This window comes from Mycobacterium sp. 1081908.1 (assembly GCF_001673535.1).
Classification (GTDB): Bacteria; Actinomycetota; Actinomycetes; order Mycobacteriales; family Mycobacteriaceae; genus Mycobacterium.
The window spans coordinates 22619-42658 of the sequence record NZ_LZLY01000022.1 but is presented as its reverse complement, the minus strand read 5'-3'; the positions used below and the strand labels follow the sequence as shown (position 1 = coordinate 42658).

Here is a 20040-nt window from a genome sequence, read left to right as displayed (position 1 = left end):
GCCCAAAGCACGCGACGCGGGCACCCCTTTGGCGAATACTTCCAAAAAATGGCGTAGGTTTTAGGGGTGAATGACAACCCGTTCGCCGGCCCCTTCGCCAAGCACCCGCGTTCGCCGCTGGAGCTGCTGGACACCGTCCCGGAATCGCTCCTGCGCCGGCTGAAGCAGTACTCCGGCCGGCTCGCCACCGAGGCGGTGTCGGTCATGGGCGATCGGTTGCCGTTCTTCGCCGACCTGGAGGCGTCGCAGCGGGCCAGCGTGGCCTTGGTGGTGCAGACGGCCATCAACAACTTCGTCGAGTGGATGCAGGACCCGCACAGCGACGTCAGCTACACCGCGCAGGCCTTCGAACTGGTGCCCCAGGACCTGGCCCGCCGCATCGCGCTGCGCGACAGCGTCGACCTGGCCCGCGTCACCATGGAGTTCTTCGAGGAGGTCGTGCCGCTGGTGGCCCGCTCCGAGGAGCAGCTGACCGCGCTGACGGTGGGCATCCTGAAGTACAGCCGCGACCTGGCGTTCACCGCCGCCTCCTCCTACGCGAACGCGGCCGAGGCGCGCGGCACCTGGGACAGCCGGATGGAGGCCAGCGTCGTCGACGCCGTCGTGCGCGGCGACACCGGACCCGAACTGCTCTCCCGCGCCGCCGCGCTGAACTGGGACACCACCGCCCCGGCGACGGTCGTCGTCGGGATCCCGGCGCCCGGCCGGAACGGCTCGGACGGCGACGGCAGCAGCCAGCGGGCCAGCCAGGACGTCCGCGACATCGCCGCGCAGCACGGCCGGGCGGCGCTCACCGACGTGCACGGCACCTGGCTGGTGACGATCGTGTCCGGCCAACTATCGCTAACCGACAAATTCCTCGGGGACCTGTTGAACGCGTTGTCGGACGGCCCGGTGGTCATCGGGCCGACCGCACCCATGCTCACCGCCGCCTATCACAGCGCCAGCGAGGCGATCTCCGGGATGAATGCCGTCGCCGGCTGGCGTGGGGCGCCGCGGCCGGTGCTGGCCCGGGAACTGCTGCCCGAACGCGCCCTGATGGGCGACGCGTCGGCGATCGTGGCGCTGCATACGGACGTGATGGGGCCGCTGGCCGACGCCGGGCCCACGCTGATCGAGACGCTCGACGCGTACTTAGACTGTGGCGGCGCGATTGAAGCTTGTGCCAGAAAGTTGTTCGTTCATCCAAACACCGTCCGATACCGGCTCAAGCGCGTCACCGACTTCACCGGGCGTGATCCCACCCAGCCGCGCGACGCGTACGTGCTGCGTGTGGCCTCGACGGTGGGCCAGCTGAACTATCCCGCGCAGCCTTCCAGCATCGACAACAACGTCCTCGCGCCGGTCCCCCTGCCGGTCAGGAGTGGTATGGCCGGCCCGCTCGAGCGATAGTGATTCAGGCAACAGATCGCGGCGCGGTATCAAAACCGTAGCTTACGGAGCGATTTTGTAAGGTGCCTACAAAAACCTAAGACGAGGTTCATAATCTGTTACACCCGCCAAAACCGTTTCCACAGTGTTCTCTTAAACACGTGATTGCATTGCTTGCGCCCGGACAGGGTTCGCAGACGGAGGGGATGCTGTCGCCGTGGTTGGAGCTGCCAGGCGCCGCAGACCAGCTGGCCCTGTGGTCTAAGGCCAGCGGCCTGGACCTGGTTCGGCTTGGGACCACCGCCTCGACCGAGGAGATCACCGACACCGCGGTCGCCCAGCCCCTGATCGTCGCGGCCACGCTGCTCGCGCACCAGGAGCTGACCAGGCGCGACCTGCTCGCCGGTGAGGAATTCATCGTCGCCGGCCACTCCGTCGGGGAAATCGCGGCCTACGCCATCGCCGGCGTGCTGGCCGCCGATGACGCCGTCGCGCTGGCCGCCACCCGCGGCGCCGAAATGGCCAAGGCCTGCGCCATCGAGCCCACCGGCATGTCCGCGGTGCTCGGCGGTGACGAGGCCGAGGTGCTGAGCCGCCTCGAGGAGCTCGAGCTGTTCCCCGCCAACCGCAACGCGCCCGGGCAGATCGTCGCCGCCGGCCCGCTCGCCGCGCTGGAGAAGCTCGCCGGTGACCCGCCGGCCAAGGCGCGCGTGCGCGCCCTCGGCGTGGCCGGGGCCTTCCACACCAAGTACATGGCTCCGGCCCTGGACGGTTACGCCGCCGCGGCGGCCGCCGTCACGACCGCCGAGCCCACCGCCACGCTGCTGTCCAATCGCGACGGGAAGCCCGTCGCCTCGGCGGCGGCCGCGATGGACACCCTCGTCGCCCAGTTGACCCAGCCGGTGCGCTGGGACCTGTGCACCGAGACCATGCGTGCGCACGAAGTCTCGGCGATCGTGGAGTCCCCCCCGGCGGGGACGCTCACCGGCATCGCCAAGCGCGAACTTCGGGGGGTAACGGCCCGTGCCGTGAAGTCACCCGCAGATCTGGACGAGTTGGCAAGCCTGTAAGACCGCCGGCTTTTCGCCAGGAAAAGAAAACTGCAAACGTCAATCCGATTTGCACACAACACATTACGAAGGGAATAGGCCGTGGCCGTCACTCAGGAAGAAATTATCGCCGGTATCGCCGAGATCATCGAAGAGGTGACCGGTATCGAGCCCTCCGAGGTCACCCCGGAGAAGTCGTTCGTCGACGACCTGGACATCGACTCGCTGTCGATGGTCGAGATCGCGGTGCAGACCGAGGACAAGTATGGCGTGAAGATCCCCGACGAGGACCTCGCCGGCCTGCGCACCGTCGGTGACGTCGTCGCCTACATCCAGAAGCTCGAGGAAGAGGACCCCGAGGCCGCCGCCGCGCTGCGCGCCAAGATCGAGTCCGAGAACCCCGAGGCCGTTGCCAACGTCAAGGCGAGGCTGGAAGCGGACAGCAAGTGACCAAGCCTTCCACTGCTAATGGCGGTTACCCCAGCGTTGTGGTAACCGCCGTCACGGCAACGACATCGATCGCGCCGGACATCGAGAGCACGTGGAAGGGCTTGTTGGCCGGCGAGAGCGGCATCCACGTACTCGAGGACGAGTTCGTCACCAAGTGGGACCTGCCCGTCAAGATCGGTGGACACCTCAAGGAGCCCGTCGATAACCACATGGGCAGGCTCGACCTGCGCCGGATGTCCTATGTCCAGCGGATGAGCAAGCTACTGTCCGGTCAGCTCTGGGAAACCGCGGGCAATCCCGAGGTCGACCCCGACCGGTTCTCGGTCGTGGTCGGCACCGGCCTGGGTGGCGCCGAACGCGTCATCGAGAGCTATGACCTGATGAACGAGGGCGGCCCCCGCAAGGTGTCGCCGCTCGCCGTTCAGATGATCATGCCCAACGGCGCTGCTGCAGTGGTGGGTTTGCAGCTCGGTGCCCGCGCCGGCGTGATGACCCCGGTCTCGGCGTGTTCGTCGGGCTCGGAGGCCATCGCCCACGCGTGGCGCCAGATCGTCATGGGGGATGCCGACGTCGCCGTCGCCGGTGGCGTCGAGGGGCCCATCGAGGCGCTGCCCATCGCGGCGTTCTCGATGATGCGGGCCATGTCGACCCGCAACGACGAGCCGGAACGCGCCTCGCGTCCGTTCGACAAGGACCGCGACGGCTTCGTGTTCGGCGAGGCCGGGGCGCTCATGCTCATCGAGACCGAGGAGCACGCCAAGGCCCGCGGCGCCAAGCCGCTGGCCCGGCTGCTCGGTGCCGGTATCACCTCGGACGCCTTCCACATGGTGGCGCCCGCCGCGGACGGTGTTCGCGCAGGTCGTGCGATGACGCGGTCGCTGGAGCTGGCGGGCTTGTCCGCCAAGGACATTGACCACGTGAACGCGCACGGGACGGCGACACCGATCGGCGACGCCGCGGAGGCGAACGCGCTCCGTGTCGCCGGTTGCGAGAACGCCGCGGTGTATGCGCCGAAGTCGGCGCTGGGCCACTCGATCGGCGCGGTTGGCGCGCTGGAATCCGTATTGACGGTATTGACCCTTCGGGACGGCGTCATACCGCCCACCTTGAATTACGAAACCCCGGACCCCGAGATCGACCTTGATGTGGTCGCAGGCGAACCTCGCTACGGCGAATACCGTTATGCAATCAACAACTCGTTCGGCTTCGGCGGTCACAACGTAGCGCTCGCGTTTGGGCGCTACTAAGGCACGGAAGGAACGATCGCTAGAGCCATGACGGAGCTGGTTACGGGGAAAGCACTCCCCAACGTAGTGGTTACCGGCGTTGCCATGACGACCGCACTCGCAACCGACGCGGAGAACACGTGGAAGCTGTTGTTGGACAGCCAAAGCGGAATCCGCACGCTCGACGACCCGTTCGTCGAGGAGTTCGACCTGCCGGTCCGCATCGGCGGCCACCTGCTAGAGGAGTTCGACACTCAGCTCACGCGCGTCGAGCTGCGCCGGATGGGCTACCTGCAGAAAATGTCCACCGTCTTGAGCCGGCGCCTGTGGGAGAACGCGGGCAACCCGGACCTCGACACCAACCGGTTGGCGGTCTCCATCGGCACCGGGTTGGGCTCGGCCGAAGAGCTCGTCTTCAGCTACGACGACATGCGCGCTCGCGGCATGAAGGCGGTCTCGCCGCTGGCTGTGCAGAAGTACATGCCCAACGGTGCCGCCGCCGCGGTGGGGCTGGAACGGCACGCCAAAGCCGGTGTGATGACGCCGATCTCGGCGTGCGCGTCCGGTTCGGAGGGCATCGCGCGGGCGTGGCAGCAGATCGTGCTCGGTGAGGCCGACGCCGCGATCTGCGGTGGCGTGGAGACGCGCATCGAGGCGGTGCCCATCGCCGGGTTCGCCCAGATGCGCATCGTGATGTCGACCAACAACGACGACCCCGCCGGTGCGTGCCGCCCGTTCGACAAGGACCGCGACGGCTTCGTGTTCGGCGAGGCGGGGGCGCTCATGTTGATCGAGACCGAGGAGAGCGCCAAAGCTCGTGGCGCCAACATCCTGGCCCGAATCATGGGCGCCAGCATCACCTCGGACGGCTTCCACATGGTGGCGCCGGATCCCAACGGGGAGCGCGCCGGTCACGCGATGACGCGGGCAATCCAGCTCGCGGACCTCACCCCCGGCGACATCGACCACATCAACGCCCACGCCACCGGCACCCAGGTCGGTGACCTGGCCGAGGGCCGCGCCATCAACAACGCGCTGCGCGGCCACAAGCCGGCGGTTTACGCGCCCAAGTCCGCTCTCGGCCACTCGGTGGGTGCGGTCGGTGCGGTGGAGTCGATCCTGACCGTGCTCGCGTTGCGCGATCAGGTGGTCCCGCCCACACTGAACCTCGTAAACCTCGATCCGGAGATCGATTTGGACGTGGTGGCGGGCAAGCCGCGGCCGGGCGACTACAAGTACGCGATCAACAACTCGTTCGGATTCGGCGGTCACAACGTGGCAATCGCCTTCGGGCGGTACTAATCCCGCCCTATAGCCCGGGCACACTCGGAACAGGAGACCTGCGATGACAATCATGGCCCCCGCGTCGGTTGGTGAGTCGCTCGACCCCCGGGACCCGTTGCTGCGTCTGAGCAACTTCTTCGACAACGGCAGCGTGGAACTCCTGCACGAGCGTGACCGCTCGGGCGTGCTGGCCGCCTCGGGGACCGTGAATGGCCTGCGCACCATCGCGTTCTGCACCGACGGCACGGTGATGGGCGGCGCGATGGGCATCGAGGGATGCACGCACATCGTCAACGCCTACGACACCGCCATCGAGGAACAGAGCCCGATCGTGGGCATCTGGCACTCCGGTGGGGCGCGGCTGGCCGAGGGCGTCCGGGCGCTGCACGCGGTCGGGCTGGTGTTCGAGGCCATGATCCGCGCGTCGGGCTACATTCCGCAGGTTTCGGTGGTCGTCGGCTTCGCCGCCGGCGGCGCCGCCTACGGACCGGCGCTGACGGACGTCGTGGTGATGGCGCCCGAGAGCCGGGTGTTCGTCACCGGACCCGACGTGGTGCGCAGCGTCACCGGCGAGGACGTCGACATGGCGTCGCTCGGCGGCCCGGAGACGCACCACAAGAAGTCCGGGGTGTGCCACATCGTCGCCGACGACGAGCTCGACGCCTACGAGCGCGGCCGCCGTCTGGTCGGATTGTTCTGCCAGCAAGGGCTTTTCGACCGCAGCAAGGCCGAGGCCGGCGACACCGACATCCACGCGCTGCTGCCCGAGTCGGCGCGGCGGGCGTATGACGTGCACCCGATCGTGACCGCGATCCTGGACTCCGACACCCCGTTCGACGAGTTCCAGGCCAACTGGGCGCCGTCCATGGTGGTCGGGTTGGGCCGGTTGTCCGGTCGCACCGTCGGCGTGCTGGCCAACAACCCGCTGCGGCTGGGCGGCTGCCTCAACTCCGAAAGCGCCGAGAAGGCCGCTCGTTTCGTGCGGCTGTGCGACGCCTTCGGGATCCCGCTGATCGTGGTTGTCGACGTGCCCGGCTACCTGCCGGGTGTCGACCAGGAGTGGGGTGGCGTCGTGCGCCGCGGCGCCAAGCTGCTCCACGCGTTCGGCGAGGCCACCGTGCCCCGGGTCACCCTGGTCACCCGAAAGACCTACGGCGGGGCCTACATTGCGATGAACTCCCGCTCGCTGAACGCGACCAAGGTGTTCGCCTGGCCGGACGCCGAAGTCGCCGTGATGGGCGCCAAGGCTGCCGTCGGCATCCTGCACAAGAAGAAGCTGGCCGCCGCGGCCGACCACGAGCGCGAGGCGCTGCACGACGAACTGGCCGCCGAGCACGAGCGGATCGCCGGCGGCGTCGACAGCGCCATCGAGATCGGCGTGGTCGACGAGAAGATCGACCCGGCGCACACCCGCAGCAAGCTCACCGAGGCGCTGGCCCAGGCGCGCCGGCGCCGCGGCCGGCACAAGAACATCCCGCTGTAGCCCCCTTTTACCGCGAGCAGACCAAAAGCCCCGCACGCTGGGCGCGTCGCCCTCGCCTAGGGCTTGGTCGCGGTAACGGCGTGGGTGCGCAGCAGCGGTAGCCCCCACCATGCGCGCCAACCCAGGTCGCGACGCCCGACGCTCACCATGCCACGTTCCCGAAGCCTGCTGGCGTACATGCGGGTGAAGCCGAGGTCTGCGATGACCAGGCGGCCGCCCGGCCGCAGCACCCGTACGGCTTCGTCGACGGCGAGCAGCCTCGCCTTGTTGCCCGGCAGGTTGTGGATCGCCAGGTTGCTCACGACCAAATCGAAGGATGCGTCGGGAAATTGCAGGTCGGTCATATCGCGGGTGTGCAGTTCTATCCGGTCGGCCACGCCTTCGGCCTCCGCATTGGCCATCGTGGCCTGCATGGAGTTGCCGGTCTGGTCGGCCCGCCAAATGTCCACTCCGACAGCCCTTCCCCGCGGTAGCAATTTCGCCGCGGCCAGCAACACCGCGCCACGTCCACAGCCGAGGTCGAGCACGCGTTCGTCGCCTCGCAGACCGAGCCCCTTTAGCAGCCGCGCCCACACTTCGAACTTTCCCCGCCGGCTGAACCGCAACACACTAAAGCCGGCGGCGATCAACACGGCCGCAACCACGGCGGCCCCCGACCCGGCCAGCGTTCGCCCCGTCGCCAACCACCACCCGGCCAAAACCGTTGCGGCAATACATAAGAGCAGATATGCGCCGAAAACGGCAGGCGCAGGAATCAGCCGGTAGTCGCCGTCGACCCCATAGCGCCCCCGCGGGCGGACGAGTTCGGTGGGGTGCTCAGTCATCGTCATCTCCTCCGTAAGCGGCGGCCCGGTAATCCCGGGCAAGTCGTTCGAATATCGGAATGGCTTGCACCGCAGCCCTCTTCACCGCGCCGAGACCCGGCACTTTGCTGGGCCCGAACGCCCGCCGCACCGTCTCGGCGAGCTGATCGGCCTTCTGTTCCAAGGTCAGCCCGATGGCCGGCGACAAAAACGGCTCCGCCGCGAAAAACCCGAACACGATGGTCGGCAGGGTGTAACCGAGGTCTTCGGGTCGCAAGTCCGGCCGCAGCAGTCCCCCCGCGGCGAGCACACCCAGGTAGTCGCGGTGCACCCCGAGCTTGCCTTCCTCCAGCCGCTGATGATTCGCCGCCGCGAGGAACGTGTCGAGCGTGTCGGCGTCGCGGGTGTACAAAGCGCGCAACACGGGGCGGTTCATCGCCTCGACGAACAGCCGGCGCACGTAGCGGTGCAGGGCGACCTCGGCCGGATCACTAGCGATCGCCTGCACGATCGCGTCCGCCATCGTCGCGGCCTCCCGGGCACTGACCGCGTGGAACACCTCCTCGCGGGATCGCCAGTGCAGGTAGATGGTTCCCTTCCCGACGCCGGCGCGACGAGCCAATTCATCGACCGTCACCCGCCGGTAGCCCCACGACAGCAGCAAGTCCCTGGCCACGTCGAGGATCCGATCGGCCCGATCCCGCCGGCCGAGGCGCACAGGTTCGGCCATCGGCGATCCTTCCGGTCCCCACTCAACTCGTGACCAAAATACAATATTGGTCAACGGTCATCAAGTGACTCGTTTCAGGAGGCGAGGAACTCCTGGACAACCTCGGTGAGGATGCGCCCGCCGTTCGTGTTGAGGTGAATGCCGTCGATGTGGAATTGCCACCCGTTGCGCCGAGAGATCTCGTCAAAGCTTTGGCGCAGAACCATTTCCCGCCACAGGTAGTCGCGGTAGAGCGACGCGAACGAAAAACGGGTGAATGGTTTGGTCGTCCCCGCCCGCATCAGGCGCTCGTGGAATGTCTGGCCATTGCGAGGCCGCTTTTCCAGCTCGTCGATCCATTTGTAGGTTCCCCGCGACGCGGTGGTACTCGGCCCCAGGCAGGCCACCGTTTCCAAACGCGGAGGGTCGGTCACGGCGCGCGGCCGAGGATCCGGCACAGCGCCCGGCCGAGCTCGTCCCCGGGCGCGCTCGGAGGCGCGTCGGCGCGCCAGGCGACGAAGTCGTCGGGGCGCACCAGCAGCGCCCCGTCGGGCGCGAGTCCCGTGACGGTGGACCACGAGCCGTCGGCGTCGAGCGCGGTTCCGATGCGCCGCAAAGTGATTGGGACGCCGGCGGCCTTCGACGCGTGGGCTGCGGCGTCCGACCACGCGGAGTCGTCGTCTCCGGTCAGCAGCGTGAAGCCGGTCCCGAGCAGATCGAGGATGGAGACCCGCCTCCCGCCGTCGACGACCCAGGCGTGCGGGACACGGGTGCCGGGCTGCCCGCGCAATCCGGCCACCAGCGACACGGCGTCCGGGTCTACCGGTGCGGGGTCATCGGAAACCACTGCGGCAGAGCGGTATTGGTAACCGATGAGCACCGCGAACATCGGCGCCTCCTCGTCCGGCGGCAATTGCGGCCGGTCGTCGTCCAACCGCAGGAAGGCCAGCGACGGCCCGGTGAGCGACTGGCGCGCGTTGAAACGCCCGACCGGGTGCCGCTCGACATGGTAGGTACCCAACAACCCCGGGCCGGCGGTCCCGTCCAAAACGCTAGCCAGCTTCCAGGCCAGGTTGTGCGCGCTCTGGATGGCGGTGTTGGCCCCGCCGGCCTTGAACGGCGGCATGGTGTGGGCCGAATCGCCGACGAGAAACACTCGGCCGCAGCGGAATTGGTCGGCGACCCGCTCGTACGGCTGCCACGGCGCGACGTCGATGACCTCCACATCGATCGGCTCGCCGATCGCTTTCGTCAGCATCTCGCGGCACCGCTGCGTGGTGAATTGTTCGACGGATTCGCCGCGGGCGGGAAAGTAGGTGCTGATGAACATTCCGAAGTCGTCGCGCACCGGCAGAAAGATGCCCTCCACGTCCGGGTTTTTAACTTGGATGCCGTCGCCCGCCCCGAGGCCGCGGGCGAATTGCCGCCACGGCGCCCGGAAGTAGACGAACACGACATAGATCGGCAGCGCCCCGTAGCCGGAGGTCGTCACGCCCAGCGCGTCGCGGATCGGGCTGTGCACGCCGTCGGCGGCGACGAGGTAGTCGGCGCGCACCGTCTCGGTCGCGCCCGACTCGCGGTCGCGGATGACCGCGGTGACGCCGCTGTCGTCCTGGTCGAACGAGCCCAACTCCGTGTTGTAGCGCGCCTCGCTACCGTGCCGGCGGATGTGCGTGAGCAGGATCGGTTCGAAGGCGCTCTGCGGGCAGTACTGGCCGCCGGGTTCCGGGCTCAGGTCCTTGAACGGCGCGAAGATCGCGTTGACGTCGAGTGCCTGACGCTCTTCGGGGCTGTTGAGCGTCGGCCTGCTGCGCATGTCGGAAACGCCGTGGGCGATCGCGTGGACCTCGTCGGCCAAGCCAAGGCCACGCAGGATCTCCAGGCTGCGGAAGCTCAGGTTGCGCGCCTTCGGGTAGATGAACACCTCACCGCGCTTCTCGACCACCAACGAGCGAACACCGTGTTTGGCGAGCAGCGCGGAGGTGGCCAGGCCGGCGGCTCCCGCGCCGACGATCAGCACCGGTACATCCAATGTGGAAGTCACACTAAAATGATAGTGCCTATCACTTTCCGGCGCCAGCGAGGAACTCCTCCGCCACCGCGACCACCCGGTCGCGATCCCGCGCCACCAGGCCGATCCGGGTTCGCCGGTCCAGGATGTCGTCGACGTCCAGCGCGCACTCGTGGGTGACGGCGTACTCGAACTCCGCCCGGGTCACGTCGATGCCCTCGGCGACCGGGTCGGTCGGGCGGTCGCAGCTCGCGCTCGCGATGACGTTGGGCGCCTCCGCGCCGTACCGCGCCACCAGCGACGCGGGCAACCCGGCGCCCGAACCCGCCCCGGGCCCCGGATTGCCCGGCGCCCCGATCAGCGGCAGGTCGCGGGTCCGGCAGCCGGCCGCGCTCAGCCCCCGCTTGGCGACGGTGAAGTCCAGGACGTCCTCGGCCATGTGGCGGTATTCGGTCAGCTTGCCGCCGATGATGCTGATGACGCCGGACGGCGCCTCGATGACGGCGTGCTCGCGCGACAGGTCGGCGGTGCGGCCCTCACCGGCGTCGATCAGCGGCCGCAGCCCGGCGTAGGCGCCGATCACGTCGGAGGCACCCAGCTGACTGCCCAGCGCGGTGTTCACCGTGTCCAGCAGGAACGCGGTCTCGTCGCCGGACGGCTCCGGCACGTCCGGGATCGGGCCGGGCGCGTCCTCGTCGGTCAGCCCCAGGTAGACCCGGCCGAGCTGTTCGGGCATGGCGAACACGAAGCGATTGAGCTCACCGGGAATCGGAACCGTAAGGGCCGCAGTCGGATTCCCGAACGCCCGAGCGTCGAAGACGAGGTGCGTCCCGCGGCTGGGCCGCAGCCGCAACGAATCGTCGAGCTCGGCCGCCCACACCCCGGCCGCGTTGATCACCGCGCGGGCCGACACGTCGAACGACTGTCCCGTGCGCTGATCGGTCAGCCGCACCGAGGTGCCCGCCGCCTCGGAGGCCGCGACATAGGTCAGGATGCGGGCGCCGTGTTGCGCCGCGGTGCGCGCGACGGCCGTGACAAGGCGTGCGTCGTCGATCAGCTGCCCGTCGTAGGCCAGAAGGCCGCCGTCGAGGCCGTCGCGCCGAACCGTGGGTGCCATCTGCACGGCGCGTGCCGCCGAAACGCGCCGCGACCGCGGCAGCACCGACGACGGCGTCCCCGCCAGCGCCCGCAGCCCGTCGCCGGCCAGGAATCCCGCGCGCACCAGCGCCCGCTTGGTGTGGCTCAACGACGGCAGCAACGGCACCAGCTGCGGCATCGCGTGAACGAGATGGGGGGCGTTGCGCGTCATCAGGATTCCGCGCTCGATGGCGCTGCGCCGGGCGATGCCGACGTTTCCCGTCGCCAGGTACCGCAGACCGCCGTGGACCAGCTTGGAACTCCAGCGGCTGGTGCCGAACGCCAGGTCGTGTTTTTCCACCAGCGCCACCCGCAGGCCCCGCGACGCGGCGTCCAGGGCGATCCCGACGCCGGTGATGCCGCCGCCGATCACGACGACGTCCAGCGGTTCGCCGTCGGCCAGTTCGGTCAGGTCGGCAATGCGCCGCGCGGCGTTCAGGGCCGTCACGACAGGTATCCGTTGAGCGAGTAGGCGAGTTCGGCGGCCAGCGCGTCGGCGTCGAGGATCGGGCGGACGATCCGCTCGGACTGGATGGTCGACTGCGCGATGAGCAGCACCATCGTGGCCATCTGCAGCGGATCGCCGGCGCGGACGCTGCCGTGGCGCTGGGCCGCGCGCAGGCGCTCGGCCAGGGCGTCGATCAGCATCTGCTGGCTGGCCCCGAGGCGCTCGGTGATGTAGATCGGTGCCAGCTCCGAGTGCATCACCGACATCACGAGCTCGTCGTGACGAAGCAGGTTGGCGACCGTAACGATCTGTCGCACAAGGGATTCTCGGTCGTCGCCGAGCAGCGGCGCGTCGCGCATCACGCCGACGATGCGCTGGGTCAGCAGCGCCGCCACGATCGACTTGGTGTCCGGCCAGCGGCGGTACACGGTGGGCCGGCTGACACCGGCCCGCCGGGCGATCTCGGCCAGGGTGACCCGGTCCACCCCGAAATCGACCACGCAGCTGGCCGCCGCCGACAGGATCCGGTCCCGGGTGTCCGGCGGAGCGTTACTGATTGACAGCATGTGTAATACTGTAACGCATGACGCACGCCGAGCAACTCCTCCCGCCGATGAAGTGGAACGCATGGGGGGACCCCGCCGCGGCCAAGCCCCTCTCCGAGGGGATCCGCGCGCTGCTGAAACAGGCTGTGAGCCTGCAGGATTCGGACCAACCCGAACTCGACGCCGACCAGGTGAAGCTGCGCCCGTCAGCGTTGTCCCCCGCCGACAAAGAGGCGCTGGCCGGCATCGTCGGCGCCGAGCACTGCCGCACGGCCGACCGCGACCGGCTGCTGCGCGCCGGCGGCAAGTCCACGCTCGACCTGCTGCGCCGCAGGGATGCCGGGGTGCAGGACGCGCCCGACGCCGTGTTGCTGCCCGCGGACGACGACGCCGTCGCCGCGGTCCTGCGCTACTGCTCCGAGCACCGCATCGCCGTGATCCCGTTCGGCGGCGGCACCAGCGTGGTCGGCGGTCTCGACCCCACCCGCGGCGAGTTCGGCGCCGTGGTGTCGCTCGACCTGCGCCGCTTCGACCGGCTCATCGAGCTGGACGAGGTGTCCGGCCAGGCCGTCTTCGGGGCCGGGGTCACCGGGCCGGACGCCGAACGCCTGCTCGGCGAACACGGCTTTTCGCTCGGCCACTTCCCGCAGAGCTTCGAGTACGCCACCATCGGCGGCTTCGCCGCGACGCGGTCGTCGGGCCAGGACTCGGCGGGCTACGGCCGGTTCAACGACATGGTTCGCGGCCTGCGGATGGTCACACCGGTGGGCACGATGGAGCTGGGCCGCGCACCGGAATCGGCCGCGGGCCCCGACCTGCGTCAGCTGCTGCTCGGCTCGGAGGGAACGCTCGGCGTCATCACCCAAGTGCGCCTGCGCGTGCACCGGATCCCCGAAGCCGTGCGCTACGAGGCGTGGTCGTTCCCCGATTTCGAGACCGGGGCCGCGGCCCTGCGCGCCGTCACGCAAAACGCCACCGGCCCCACCGTGATTCGGCTCTCCGACGAGGTCGAGACCGGGGTCAACCTCGCCACCACCGAGGCGATCGGCGAAAGCCAGATCACCGGCGGTTGCCTGGGCATCACGGCCTTCGAGGGCACCAAGGAGCACGTCGAGAGCCGGCACGCCGAGACCAGCGCGCTGCTGGCGGCCAAGGGCGGCACGTCGCTGGGCGAGGCGCCGGCGCAGGCGTGGGAGCGGGGCCGGTTCGCCGCGCCGTACCTGCGCGACTCGCTGCTGTCCGCCGGCGCGCTCTGCGAGACCCTCGAGACCGCCACCGACTGGTCCAACGTTCCGAGGCTGAAAGCCGCTGTCACCGATGCGCTTACGAGCGCGCTGGCCGAATCCGGCACACCCGCGCTGGTGATGTGCCACATCTCGCACGTCTACCCCACCGGCGCTTCGCTGTACTTCACGGTCGTCGCCGGGCAGCGCGGCAATCCGATCGAGCAGTGGTGGGCCGCCAAGAAGGCCGCCTCGGACGCGATCGTCGCCGCCGGCGGAACCATCACCCACCATCATTCGGTCGGCGCCGACCACCGGCCCTGGATGCGCGACGAGGTCGGCGAGCTGGGCGTCCAGGTCCTGCGCGCGGTCAAGGCGACGCTCGACCCGGCCGGAATCCTCAACCCCGGCAAGCTGATTCCGTGACCCGCCGCGAGGTCGGCAAAGTCACCGCGCTGACCAATCCCGTCTCGGGTCACGGCGCCGCGATCCGCGCCGCGCAGGTCGCGATCGCGCGTCTGCACGAGCGGGGCGTGCAGGTCACCGAGATCATCGGCGACGACGCCGAGGACGCGCGCCACCTGGTCGCCGCCGAGATCGAACGGGGAACCGACGCGGTCATGGTGACCGGCGGCGACGGTGTGGTCTCCAACGCCCTGCAGGTGCTGGCGGGCACCGACGTCCCGCTGGGCATCATCCCGGCCGGCACCGGCAACGACCACGCCCGCGAATTCGGCATTCCCACAAAGGATCCCGCGGCCGCCGCCGACGTCGTCGTCGACGGCTGGACGGAAACCATCGACCTGGGCCGGATCCAGTGGGACAACACCGAGAAGTGGTTCGGGACCGTCGCGGCCACCGGGTTCGACTCCCTGGTGACCGATCGCGCCAACCGGATGACCTGGCCGCACGGGCGGCTGCGCTACTACATCGCGATGCTGGCCGAGCTGTCGCAGCTGCGGCTCTTGCCGTTTCGCATGGTGTTCGACGGCACCCGGGAGATCGACGCCGACATCACGCTGGCGGCCTTCGGCAACACCCGCAGCTACGGCGGCGGCCTGCTGATCTGTCCCCACGCCGATCCCACCGACGGGCTGCTCGACATCACCATGGCGCATTCGGCGTCCCGCACGAAGCTGGTCCGGCTGTTCCCCACCGTCATGAAGGGCACGCACGTCGACCTCGACGAGGTGACCACGGCGCGCGCCAAGACCATCCACGTGGAATGCCCCGGCATCAACGTCTACGCCGACGGCGACTTCGCCTGCGCGCTGCCCGCCGAGATTTCCGCGGTCCCGGCCGCGGCCCGGATCTTGCGACCGGCCCGATGAGGATCACGGCGTTGTAACAACTCGGACACCGAAAGCGACATCTTGATATACCTGCTCATCGGGAGGAAAGATGTCGGGACACCGCAAGACCGCGCTGCTCGCGTTGGGGGCTGCGTCGCTGGGCTGTTCTCTGGCGGTTGCGCCTACGGCTGTCGCCGGCGCGGCCTCGTCCTGGGACGGGCCCTATCTGCTGACCTTCTCCGCCAACCAAAAAGTCGGCACCAGCCTGGCGGCCCGCCAGCCCGAATACGCCCAACGGGCCAGCTACTCGTTCACTTCCAGCTGCTCGACGGGCGTCTGCGTCGCCGCGGTCAGCGAGCCGCCGGCGCCCAAGAATCCGTACATGCAGCGATCTGTCCAATACGCCTGGAACGGGTCCCAGTGGGTGCAGCAGATAAACCGGCAATGGGATTGCCCGCTGTTCGGCGGCGTCGTGGAACACGACGCGGCGAGGTCGATAACGGCCCTGACGCCCAGCCCCGACGGCAGCCTCACCGGCGTGCTTCACATGGACATCTTGAACGGCGCCTGCAAGGGCAGTGTCGAAATGCCCGTGACCGCCACCCCGTTTAGCCCGCCGGTCGTCTAGCCGACGCCCCGGCTGAGCCAGGTCACCTCGCCCGCGTCGCCGCCGTCGCGATACACCTCGAGCGCCTCGTCCCACGCCGTTCCCAGCACCGAATCCAGCTCGGCCGCCAAGTAGTCGGCGCCCTGGGCCATCATCGATCGCAGCCGCATCTCGCCTACCATGACGTCGCCGTTGGCGCTCATCGACCCGCTCCACAGGCCGAGCTGCGGGGTATGGCTGAACCGCTGGCCGTCGACCCCGGGGCTCGGGTCCTCGGTGACCTCGAAGCGCAGCACCGACCAGGAGCGCAGGGCGTTGGCCAACCGGGCGCCCGTGCCCACCGGCCCGACCCAGTTGGTGACCGCGCGCAGCTGCCCCGGCATCGCCGGCTGCGGCGTCCAGACCAGGTTGGCCCTGGACTGCAGGGTCGACGACAACGCCCACTCGACGTGCGGGCACACCGCCGCGGGCGAGGCGTGCACGTACACCACGCCGGTCGTCACGTCGGCAAATTGATTCGACGCACGCATCTCCTGCTCCTTCGGTTCCACGAGGGACGTCTTCCCCAACGACCTGGTGGACCCGTGAAAGCGGGATGCATGTAAATTTTTGTGTCCTGCGTGTCTATTGTGCCCTCTGATACCCCTGTTGCGCTAGTGTGCGGAGTGGCCAAATATCACTCGGCCAGCACCAGGTCCGAAAGCGCAGGCCACGGCGCGATCGCCCACTCCCCGAAGTCCCGGTCGGTCAGCACCACCAGCGCCAGCTCCGCCTCCGGATCCGCCCAGATAAACCCGCCCGACTGGCCGAAATGGCCGTACGTCCGCGCCGAGTTGCGCGACCCCGTCCAGTGCGGCGATTTGGCGTCCCGGATCTCGAAGCCCAGGCCCCAGTCGTTGGGCCGCTGCACCCCGTAGCCGGGCAGAACCCCGTCCAGGCCGGGAAATTGCACGGTCGTGGCCTCGGCGTGCAGCGCCGCCGACACCGTGGCCGGCCGCAGCAGCTCGCGAGCGAAGGCCGCCAGGTCGGCGACCGTGGACGTCGCGCCGAAGCCGGCGGCCGCCGCGCCGCCGTTCAGCCGGGTCGCCGCCATGCCGAGCGGTTCGCACACCGCCTCGGCGAGATAGCGGCCGAACTCGATCCCCGACTCCGCCTCCAGAGTCTCGGCCAGCACGGCAAAGCCCTGGTTTGAATACATCCGCCGGGTGCCGGGCTTGGCCAGCACCCGATCGTTGTGCATCGCCAGGCCCGACGCGTGCGCCAGCAGGTGCCGGACCGTGGAGCCGGGCGGCCCGGCCGGCGTGTCCAGCTCGACGACCCCCTCCTCGATGGCGACCTGGGCGGCGCGGGCCACCAGCGGCTTGGTCACCGAGGCCAGCTCGAAGACCCGCCCGGTGTCGCCGTGACTGGCCAGCACCCCATCGGGTCCGATGATTGCGGCGGCCGCAGCCGTCACCGGCCAGTCAGCGATCGAGTCGAGGGCCGCCATCACTTCCGGGCGATGTAGTAGTTGTTGATCGGGTCGCCCTCGATCTCGGTCACCTCGACGTCGTCGAACCCGGCGTCGGCGAGCATCGAGGTGGCCAGCTGCGTCCCCCACGCGGTGCCCAGCCCGACGCCGTCCAAGGCCAGCGACACCGTCATGCAGTGCATCAGCGACACGGTGTACAGGTAGGTGCTCATCGGGACGTCGACGTTCTCCTCGAGCCGGCTCGACGCCTTGATGTCGGCCATCAGGAAAACGCCGCCGGGGCGTAGCGCGCGGTAGATGTTCTCCAGCACCCGTGCGGGCTGCGCCTGATCGTGGATGGCATCGAACGTGGTGATGACGTCGTAGGCGTCCTGTTTGTCGAGCCGGGTCAGGTTGTGGCTTTCGAAGGTCGCGTTCGTCAGGCCGAGGCGGGCGGCCTCGGCGACGCCGGTGGCGATCGCCTCGTCGGAGAAGTCGATGCCGGTGAAGCGGCTCGCCGGGAACGCCTGTGCCATCACGTTGATCGCGTGTCCGCTGCCGCAGCCGAAGTCGGCCACGTCGGCCCCGGAGCGCAGGCGATCCGGCAGCCCGTCGACCAGCGGCAGCACGACGTCGACGAGCGCGAGGTCGAACACCGCGGCGCTCTGCTCGGCCATCAGCGCGTGGAAGCGCGGGAACTCGCTGTACGGCAGCCCGCCGCCCGCGCGGAAGCAGCCGACGATCTTCTGCTCCACCTCGCCGAGCTGCGGGAGGAACAGGGCGACGAGGGCGAGGTTGTCCGGGCCGGCGGCACGGGTGAGCGCGGCCGCCCGATGGGCGGGCAACGTGTAGGTGGCGCCGGCCGGGTCGTAGTCGACGACGTGCCCGGTGACCATGCCGGCCAGCCACTCCCGCACGTAGCGTTCGTTGAGTCCGGCGGCCTCGGCGATCTGCGCGCTGGTGGCGGGCGGAAGCCCGGCCAGCGTGTCGAGCAGGCCGGTCTGGTGCCCGATGCTCAGCAGGATGGTGAGGCTCGCGCCGTCGATGGCCGCGACCATTCGCCCGGCGAATTCCTCGGTGGTTTCGCTAGCCGTCACGCTGAGCGACGCTACACCCGAGCGGTTACGCGCCGAGTCTGCGCTCAGCGCGCGCATTTCGGCGGCCCGGGCGATCTCAGTACCGACTCGACGCCACCACGCGGCGGGCCCAACAGTAGGTTGGTGCCCATGAGTCAGACAGTGCGCGGAGTGATTTCACGCAAGAAGGGCGAACCCGTCGAGCTGGTCGACATCGTCGTCCCCGACCCCGGGCCCGGTGAGGCGGTGGTCGACGTCGTCGCCTGCGGGGTCTGCCACACCGACCTGACCTACCGCGAGGGCGGCATCAACGACGAGTACCCGTTCCTGTTGGGCCACGAGGCCGCCGGCCGCGTCGAAGCGGTCGGGCCGGACGTGACGGCCGTCGAGCCGGGCGACTTCGTGATCCTGAACTGGCGCGCCGTGTGCGGGCAGTGCCGGGCCTGCAAGCGCGGCCGCCCGCAGTACTGCTTCGACACGTTCAACGCCGAACAGAAGATGACGTTGACCGACGGCACCGAACTGACCCCGGCGCTGGGCATCGGGGCGTTCGCCGACAAGACGCTGGTGCATTCCGGCCAATGCACCAAGGTCGACCCGCAGGCCGACCCCGCGGTCGCCGGGCTGCTGGGCTGCGGCGTGATGGCCGGCATCGGCGCGGCGATCAACACCGGGGCGGTGACCCGCGACGACACCGTCGCCGTGATCGGTTGCGGCGGCGTGGGCGATGCCGCGATCGCGGGGGCCGCGCTGGTCGGGGCCCGCCAGATCATCGCCGTCGACACCGACAACACGAAGCTGGACCTCGCCCGCAAGTTCGGCGCCACCCACACGATCAACGCCCGCGAATTCGACGTGGTGCAGACCATCCAGGACCTCACCGACGGCTTCGGCGTCAACGTGGCGATCGACGCGGTGGGCCGGCCCGAGACCTGGCAGCAGGCCTTCTACGCCCGCGACCTCGCGGGAACCGTTGTGCTGGTGGGTGTTCCGACGCCCGACATGCGCCTGGACATGCCGCTGGTGGACTTCTTCAGCCACGGCGGGTCGCTGAAGTCGTCGTGGTACGGCGACTGCCTGCCCGAACGCGACTTCCCCACCCTGATCGACCTGTACCTGCAGGGCCGGCTGCCGTTGGACAAGTTCGTCTCCGAGCGCATCGGCCTCGACGACGTCGAGGAGGCGTTCCACAAGATGCACGGCGGCAAGATATTACGTTCGGTGGTGGTGCTCTGATGGTGAACATCGATCGCGTGGTGACCCACGGCACGTTCGAATTGGACGGCGGCAGCTGGGAAGTCGACAACAACATCTGGCTGATCGGCGACAACTCCAATGTCGTGGTGTTCGACGCCGCCCACGACGCGGCACCGATCGTCGAGGCCGTGGGTGGCCGCCACGTGGTAGCCGTGGTGTGCACGCATGGGCACAACGACCACGTGACGGTCGCGCCGGAACTCGGCGAGACGCTCGACGCGCCGGTGCTGCTGCACCCGGCCGACGAGGTACTGTGGCGAATGACCCACCCGGACACGGACTTCCGCTCGGTGTGTGACGGTGAGACGCTGAGCGTGGCAGGCACGGAGCTGCGGGCGCTGCACACGCCGGGCCACTCCCCCGGATCGGTGTGCTGGTATTCGCACGACCTGGGCATCGTGTTCAGCGGGGACACCCTGTTCTCCGGCGGCCCCGGCGCGACGGGCCGCTCGTACTCCGATTTCCCGACGATCCTGCAGTCCATCTCGGAGCGCCTCGGCACGCTGCCCGGCGAGACCATCGTGCACACGGGTCACGGCGACAGCACCACCATCGGCGACGAGATCGTGCACTACGAGGAGTGGGTGGCCCGCGGCCATTAGGTCGCTACGGCCTAAAC

The 20040-nt window shown here is 69.0% G+C and carries 20 protein-coding genes; 11 read left to right on the top strand and 9 right to left on the bottom strand.

Annotation, left to right across the window (positions count from 1 at the left end; genetic code table 11):
* The first annotated feature begins 66 nt into the window (after positions 1-66).
* The 6 genes from A5655_RS04210 to A5655_RS04185 all read left to right on the top strand — a co-directional run bounded on the left by A5655_RS04210 (position 67) and on the right by A5655_RS04185 (position 6863).
* On the top strand, positions 67-1392 hold the full coding sequence (locus tag A5655_RS04210; protein ID WP_067005877.1) for a CdaR family transcriptional regulator: 1326 nt from the start codon (positions 67-69) through the stop codon (positions 1390-1392).
* Positions 1393-1532: 140 nt separating this feature from the next.
* Positions 1533-2441, top strand: coding sequence for an ACP S-malonyltransferase (locus A5655_RS04205; RefSeq protein WP_067005875.1), 909 nt, complete (start codon positions 1533-1535; stop codon positions 2439-2441).
* 81 nt (positions 2442-2522) lie between these two features.
* Entirely contained in the window at positions 2523-2870 is a 348-nt protein-coding gene (acpM, locus tag A5655_RS04200; protein ID WP_067005874.1) for a meromycolate extension acyl carrier protein AcpM, read from the top strand.
* Complete coding sequence (gene kasA / locus A5655_RS04195) at positions 2867-4117, top strand: 3-oxoacyl-ACP synthase KasA (protein ID WP_067005872.1); 1251 nt, start codon at positions 2867-2869, stop codon at positions 4115-4117. Before acpM ends, kasA begins: the two co-directional genes overlap by 4 nt.
* A 27-nt stretch (positions 4118-4144) precedes the next feature.
* The gene (gene kasB / locus A5655_RS04190; RefSeq protein WP_067005870.1) at positions 4145-5398 is read left to right on the top strand and encodes a 3-oxoacyl-ACP synthase KasB; all 1254 of its coding nucleotides are present in this window, start codon (positions 4145-4147) and stop codon (positions 5396-5398) included.
* A gap of 43 nt (positions 5399-5441) precedes the next feature.
* Entirely contained in the window at positions 5442-6863 is a 1422-nt protein-coding gene (locus A5655_RS04185; protein WP_067005868.1) for an acyl-CoA carboxylase subunit beta, read from the top strand.
* A gap of 56 nt (positions 6864-6919) precedes the next feature.
* On the opposite strand, the gene A5655_RS04180 is transcribed toward A5655_RS04185, so the two are convergent.
* From A5655_RS04180 to A5655_RS04155, 6 genes are all read right to left on the bottom strand, one after another.
* Positions 6920-7687 (bottom strand): class I SAM-dependent methyltransferase, encoded by a 768-nt coding sequence (locus A5655_RS04180; protein ID WP_067005936.1) that lies wholly within the window; start codon positions 7685-7687, stop codon positions 6920-6922.
* Positions 7680-8396 (bottom strand): TetR/AcrR family transcriptional regulator, encoded by a 717-nt coding sequence (locus tag A5655_RS04175; protein ID WP_067005866.1) that lies wholly within the window; start codon positions 8394-8396, stop codon positions 7680-7682. The genes A5655_RS04180 and A5655_RS04175 overlap by 8 nt, the downstream gene beginning before the upstream one ends.
* A 74-nt stretch (positions 8397-8470) precedes the next feature.
* On the bottom strand, positions 8471-8809 hold the full coding sequence (locus tag A5655_RS04170; RefSeq protein WP_231999060.1) for a hypothetical protein: 339 nt from the start codon (positions 8807-8809) through the stop codon (positions 8471-8473).
* Positions 8806-10419: an FAD-dependent monooxygenase gene (locus A5655_RS04165; RefSeq protein WP_067005862.1), complete on the bottom strand. Its 1614-nt coding sequence runs from the start codon at positions 10417-10419 to the stop codon at positions 8806-8808. Before A5655_RS04165 ends, A5655_RS04170 begins: the two co-directional genes overlap by 4 nt.
* A 19-nt stretch (positions 10420-10438) precedes the next feature.
* The gene (locus tag A5655_RS04160) at positions 10439-11980 is read right to left on the bottom strand and encodes a glycerol-3-phosphate dehydrogenase/oxidase (RefSeq protein ID WP_067005860.1); all 1542 of its coding nucleotides are present in this window, start codon (positions 11978-11980) and stop codon (positions 10439-10441) included.
* Positions 11968-12537, bottom strand: coding sequence for a TetR/AcrR family transcriptional regulator (locus A5655_RS04155; protein ID WP_067005858.1), 570 nt, complete (start codon positions 12535-12537; stop codon positions 11968-11970). The genes A5655_RS04160 and A5655_RS04155 overlap by 13 nt, the downstream gene beginning before the upstream one ends.
* 47 nt (positions 12538-12584) lie before the next feature.
* Here A5655_RS04155 and A5655_RS04150 point away from each other — a divergent pair, with 47 nt between their 5' ends.
* From A5655_RS04150 to A5655_RS04140, 3 genes are all read left to right on the top strand, one after another.
* Positions 12585-14165 carry an FAD-binding oxidoreductase gene (locus A5655_RS04150; protein WP_067005934.1) on the top strand — a complete coding sequence of 527 codons (1581 nt, stop codon included), beginning with the start codon at positions 12585-12587 and terminating at the stop codon, positions 14163-14165.
* Positions 14162-15070, top strand: coding sequence for a diacylglycerol kinase (locus A5655_RS04145; protein WP_067005856.1), 909 nt, complete (start codon positions 14162-14164; stop codon positions 15068-15070). The genes A5655_RS04150 and A5655_RS04145 overlap by 4 nt, the downstream gene beginning before the upstream one ends.
* Before the next feature lie 70 nt (positions 15071-15140).
* The gene (locus A5655_RS04140; protein WP_067005854.1) at positions 15141-15659 is read left to right on the top strand and encodes a hypothetical protein; all 519 of its coding nucleotides are present in this window, start codon (positions 15141-15143) and stop codon (positions 15657-15659) included.
* Here the strand turns inward: A5655_RS04140 and A5655_RS04135 are convergent.
* The 3 genes from A5655_RS04135 to A5655_RS04125 form a co-directional block, all read right to left on the bottom strand.
* A complete protein-coding gene (locus A5655_RS04135; RefSeq protein WP_067005932.1) occupies positions 15656-16168 on the bottom strand; it encodes a DUF3145 domain-containing protein in 513 nt (170 codons plus the stop codon). The two genes, A5655_RS04140 and A5655_RS04135, sit on opposite strands and share 4 nt — an antisense overlap.
* 146 nt (positions 16169-16314) lie before the next feature.
* Positions 16315-17127, bottom strand: coding sequence for a serine hydrolase (locus tag A5655_RS04130; RefSeq protein WP_067005852.1), 813 nt, complete (start codon positions 17125-17127; stop codon positions 16315-16317).
* A complete protein-coding gene (locus A5655_RS04125) occupies positions 17127-18146 on the bottom strand; it encodes a class I SAM-dependent methyltransferase (RefSeq protein ID WP_231999063.1) in 1020 nt (339 codons plus the stop codon). Before A5655_RS04125 ends, A5655_RS04130 begins: the two co-directional genes overlap by 1 nt.
* A gap of 168 nt (positions 18147-18314) precedes the next feature.
* Here A5655_RS04125 and A5655_RS04120 point away from each other — a divergent pair, with 168 nt between their 5' ends.
* Complete coding sequence (locus A5655_RS04120; RefSeq protein ID WP_067005850.1) at positions 18315-19400, top strand: S-(hydroxymethyl)mycothiol dehydrogenase; 1086 nt, start codon at positions 18315-18317, stop codon at positions 19398-19400.
* Entirely contained in the window at positions 19400-20023 is a 624-nt protein-coding gene (locus A5655_RS04115) for an MBL fold metallo-hydrolase (protein ID WP_067005848.1), read from the top strand. Before A5655_RS04120 ends, A5655_RS04115 begins: the two co-directional genes overlap by 1 nt.
* The last annotated feature ends 17 nt before the right edge of the window (positions 20024-20040 follow it).

Excerpts from the sequence above, each read along its gene's own strand:
- A5655_RS04125 (WP_231999063.1), bottom strand. The coding sequence starts at position 18,146 with ATGGTCGCGGCCATCGACGGCGCGAGCCTCACCATCCTGCTGAGCATC.
- A5655_RS04175 (WP_067005866.1), bottom strand. The coding sequence starts at position 8,396 with ATGGCCGAACCTGTGCGCCTCGGCCGGCGGGATCGGGCCGATCGGATC.
- A5655_RS04140 (WP_067005854.1), top strand. The coding sequence starts at position 15,141 with ATGTCGGGACACCGCAAGACCGCGCTGCTCGCGTTGGGGGCTGCGTCG.
- kasB (WP_067005870.1), top strand. The coding sequence starts at position 4,145 with ATGACGGAGCTGGTTACGGGGAAAGCACTCCCCAACGTAGTGGTTACC.
- A5655_RS04185 (WP_067005868.1), top strand. The coding sequence starts at position 5,442 with ATGACAATCATGGCCCCCGCGTCGGTTGGTGAGTCGCTCGACCCCCGG.
- A5655_RS04180 (WP_067005936.1), bottom strand. The coding sequence starts at position 7,687 with ATGACTGAGCACCCCACCGAACTCGTCCGCCCGCGGGGGCGCTATGGG.
- A5655_RS04130 (WP_067005852.1), bottom strand. The coding sequence starts at position 17,127 with ATGGCGGCCCTCGACTCGATCGCTGACTGGCCGGTGACGGCTGCGGCC.
- A5655_RS04155 (WP_067005858.1), bottom strand. The coding sequence starts at position 12,537 with ATGCTGTCAATCAGTAACGCTCCGCCGGACACCCGGGACCGGATCCTG.
- A5655_RS04150 (WP_067005934.1), top strand. The coding sequence starts at position 12,585 with ATGAAGTGGAACGCATGGGGGGACCCCGCCGCGGCCAAGCCCCTCTCC.
- A5655_RS04115 (WP_067005848.1), top strand. The coding sequence starts at position 19,400 with ATGGTGAACATCGATCGCGTGGTGACCCACGGCACGTTCGAATTGGAC.
- A5655_RS04135 (WP_067005932.1), bottom strand. The coding sequence starts at position 16,168 with ATGCGTGCGTCGAATCAATTTGCCGACGTGACGACCGGCGTGGTGTAC.
- A5655_RS04120 (WP_067005850.1), top strand. The coding sequence starts at position 18,315 with ATGAGTCAGACAGTGCGCGGAGTGATTTCACGCAAGAAGGGCGAACCC.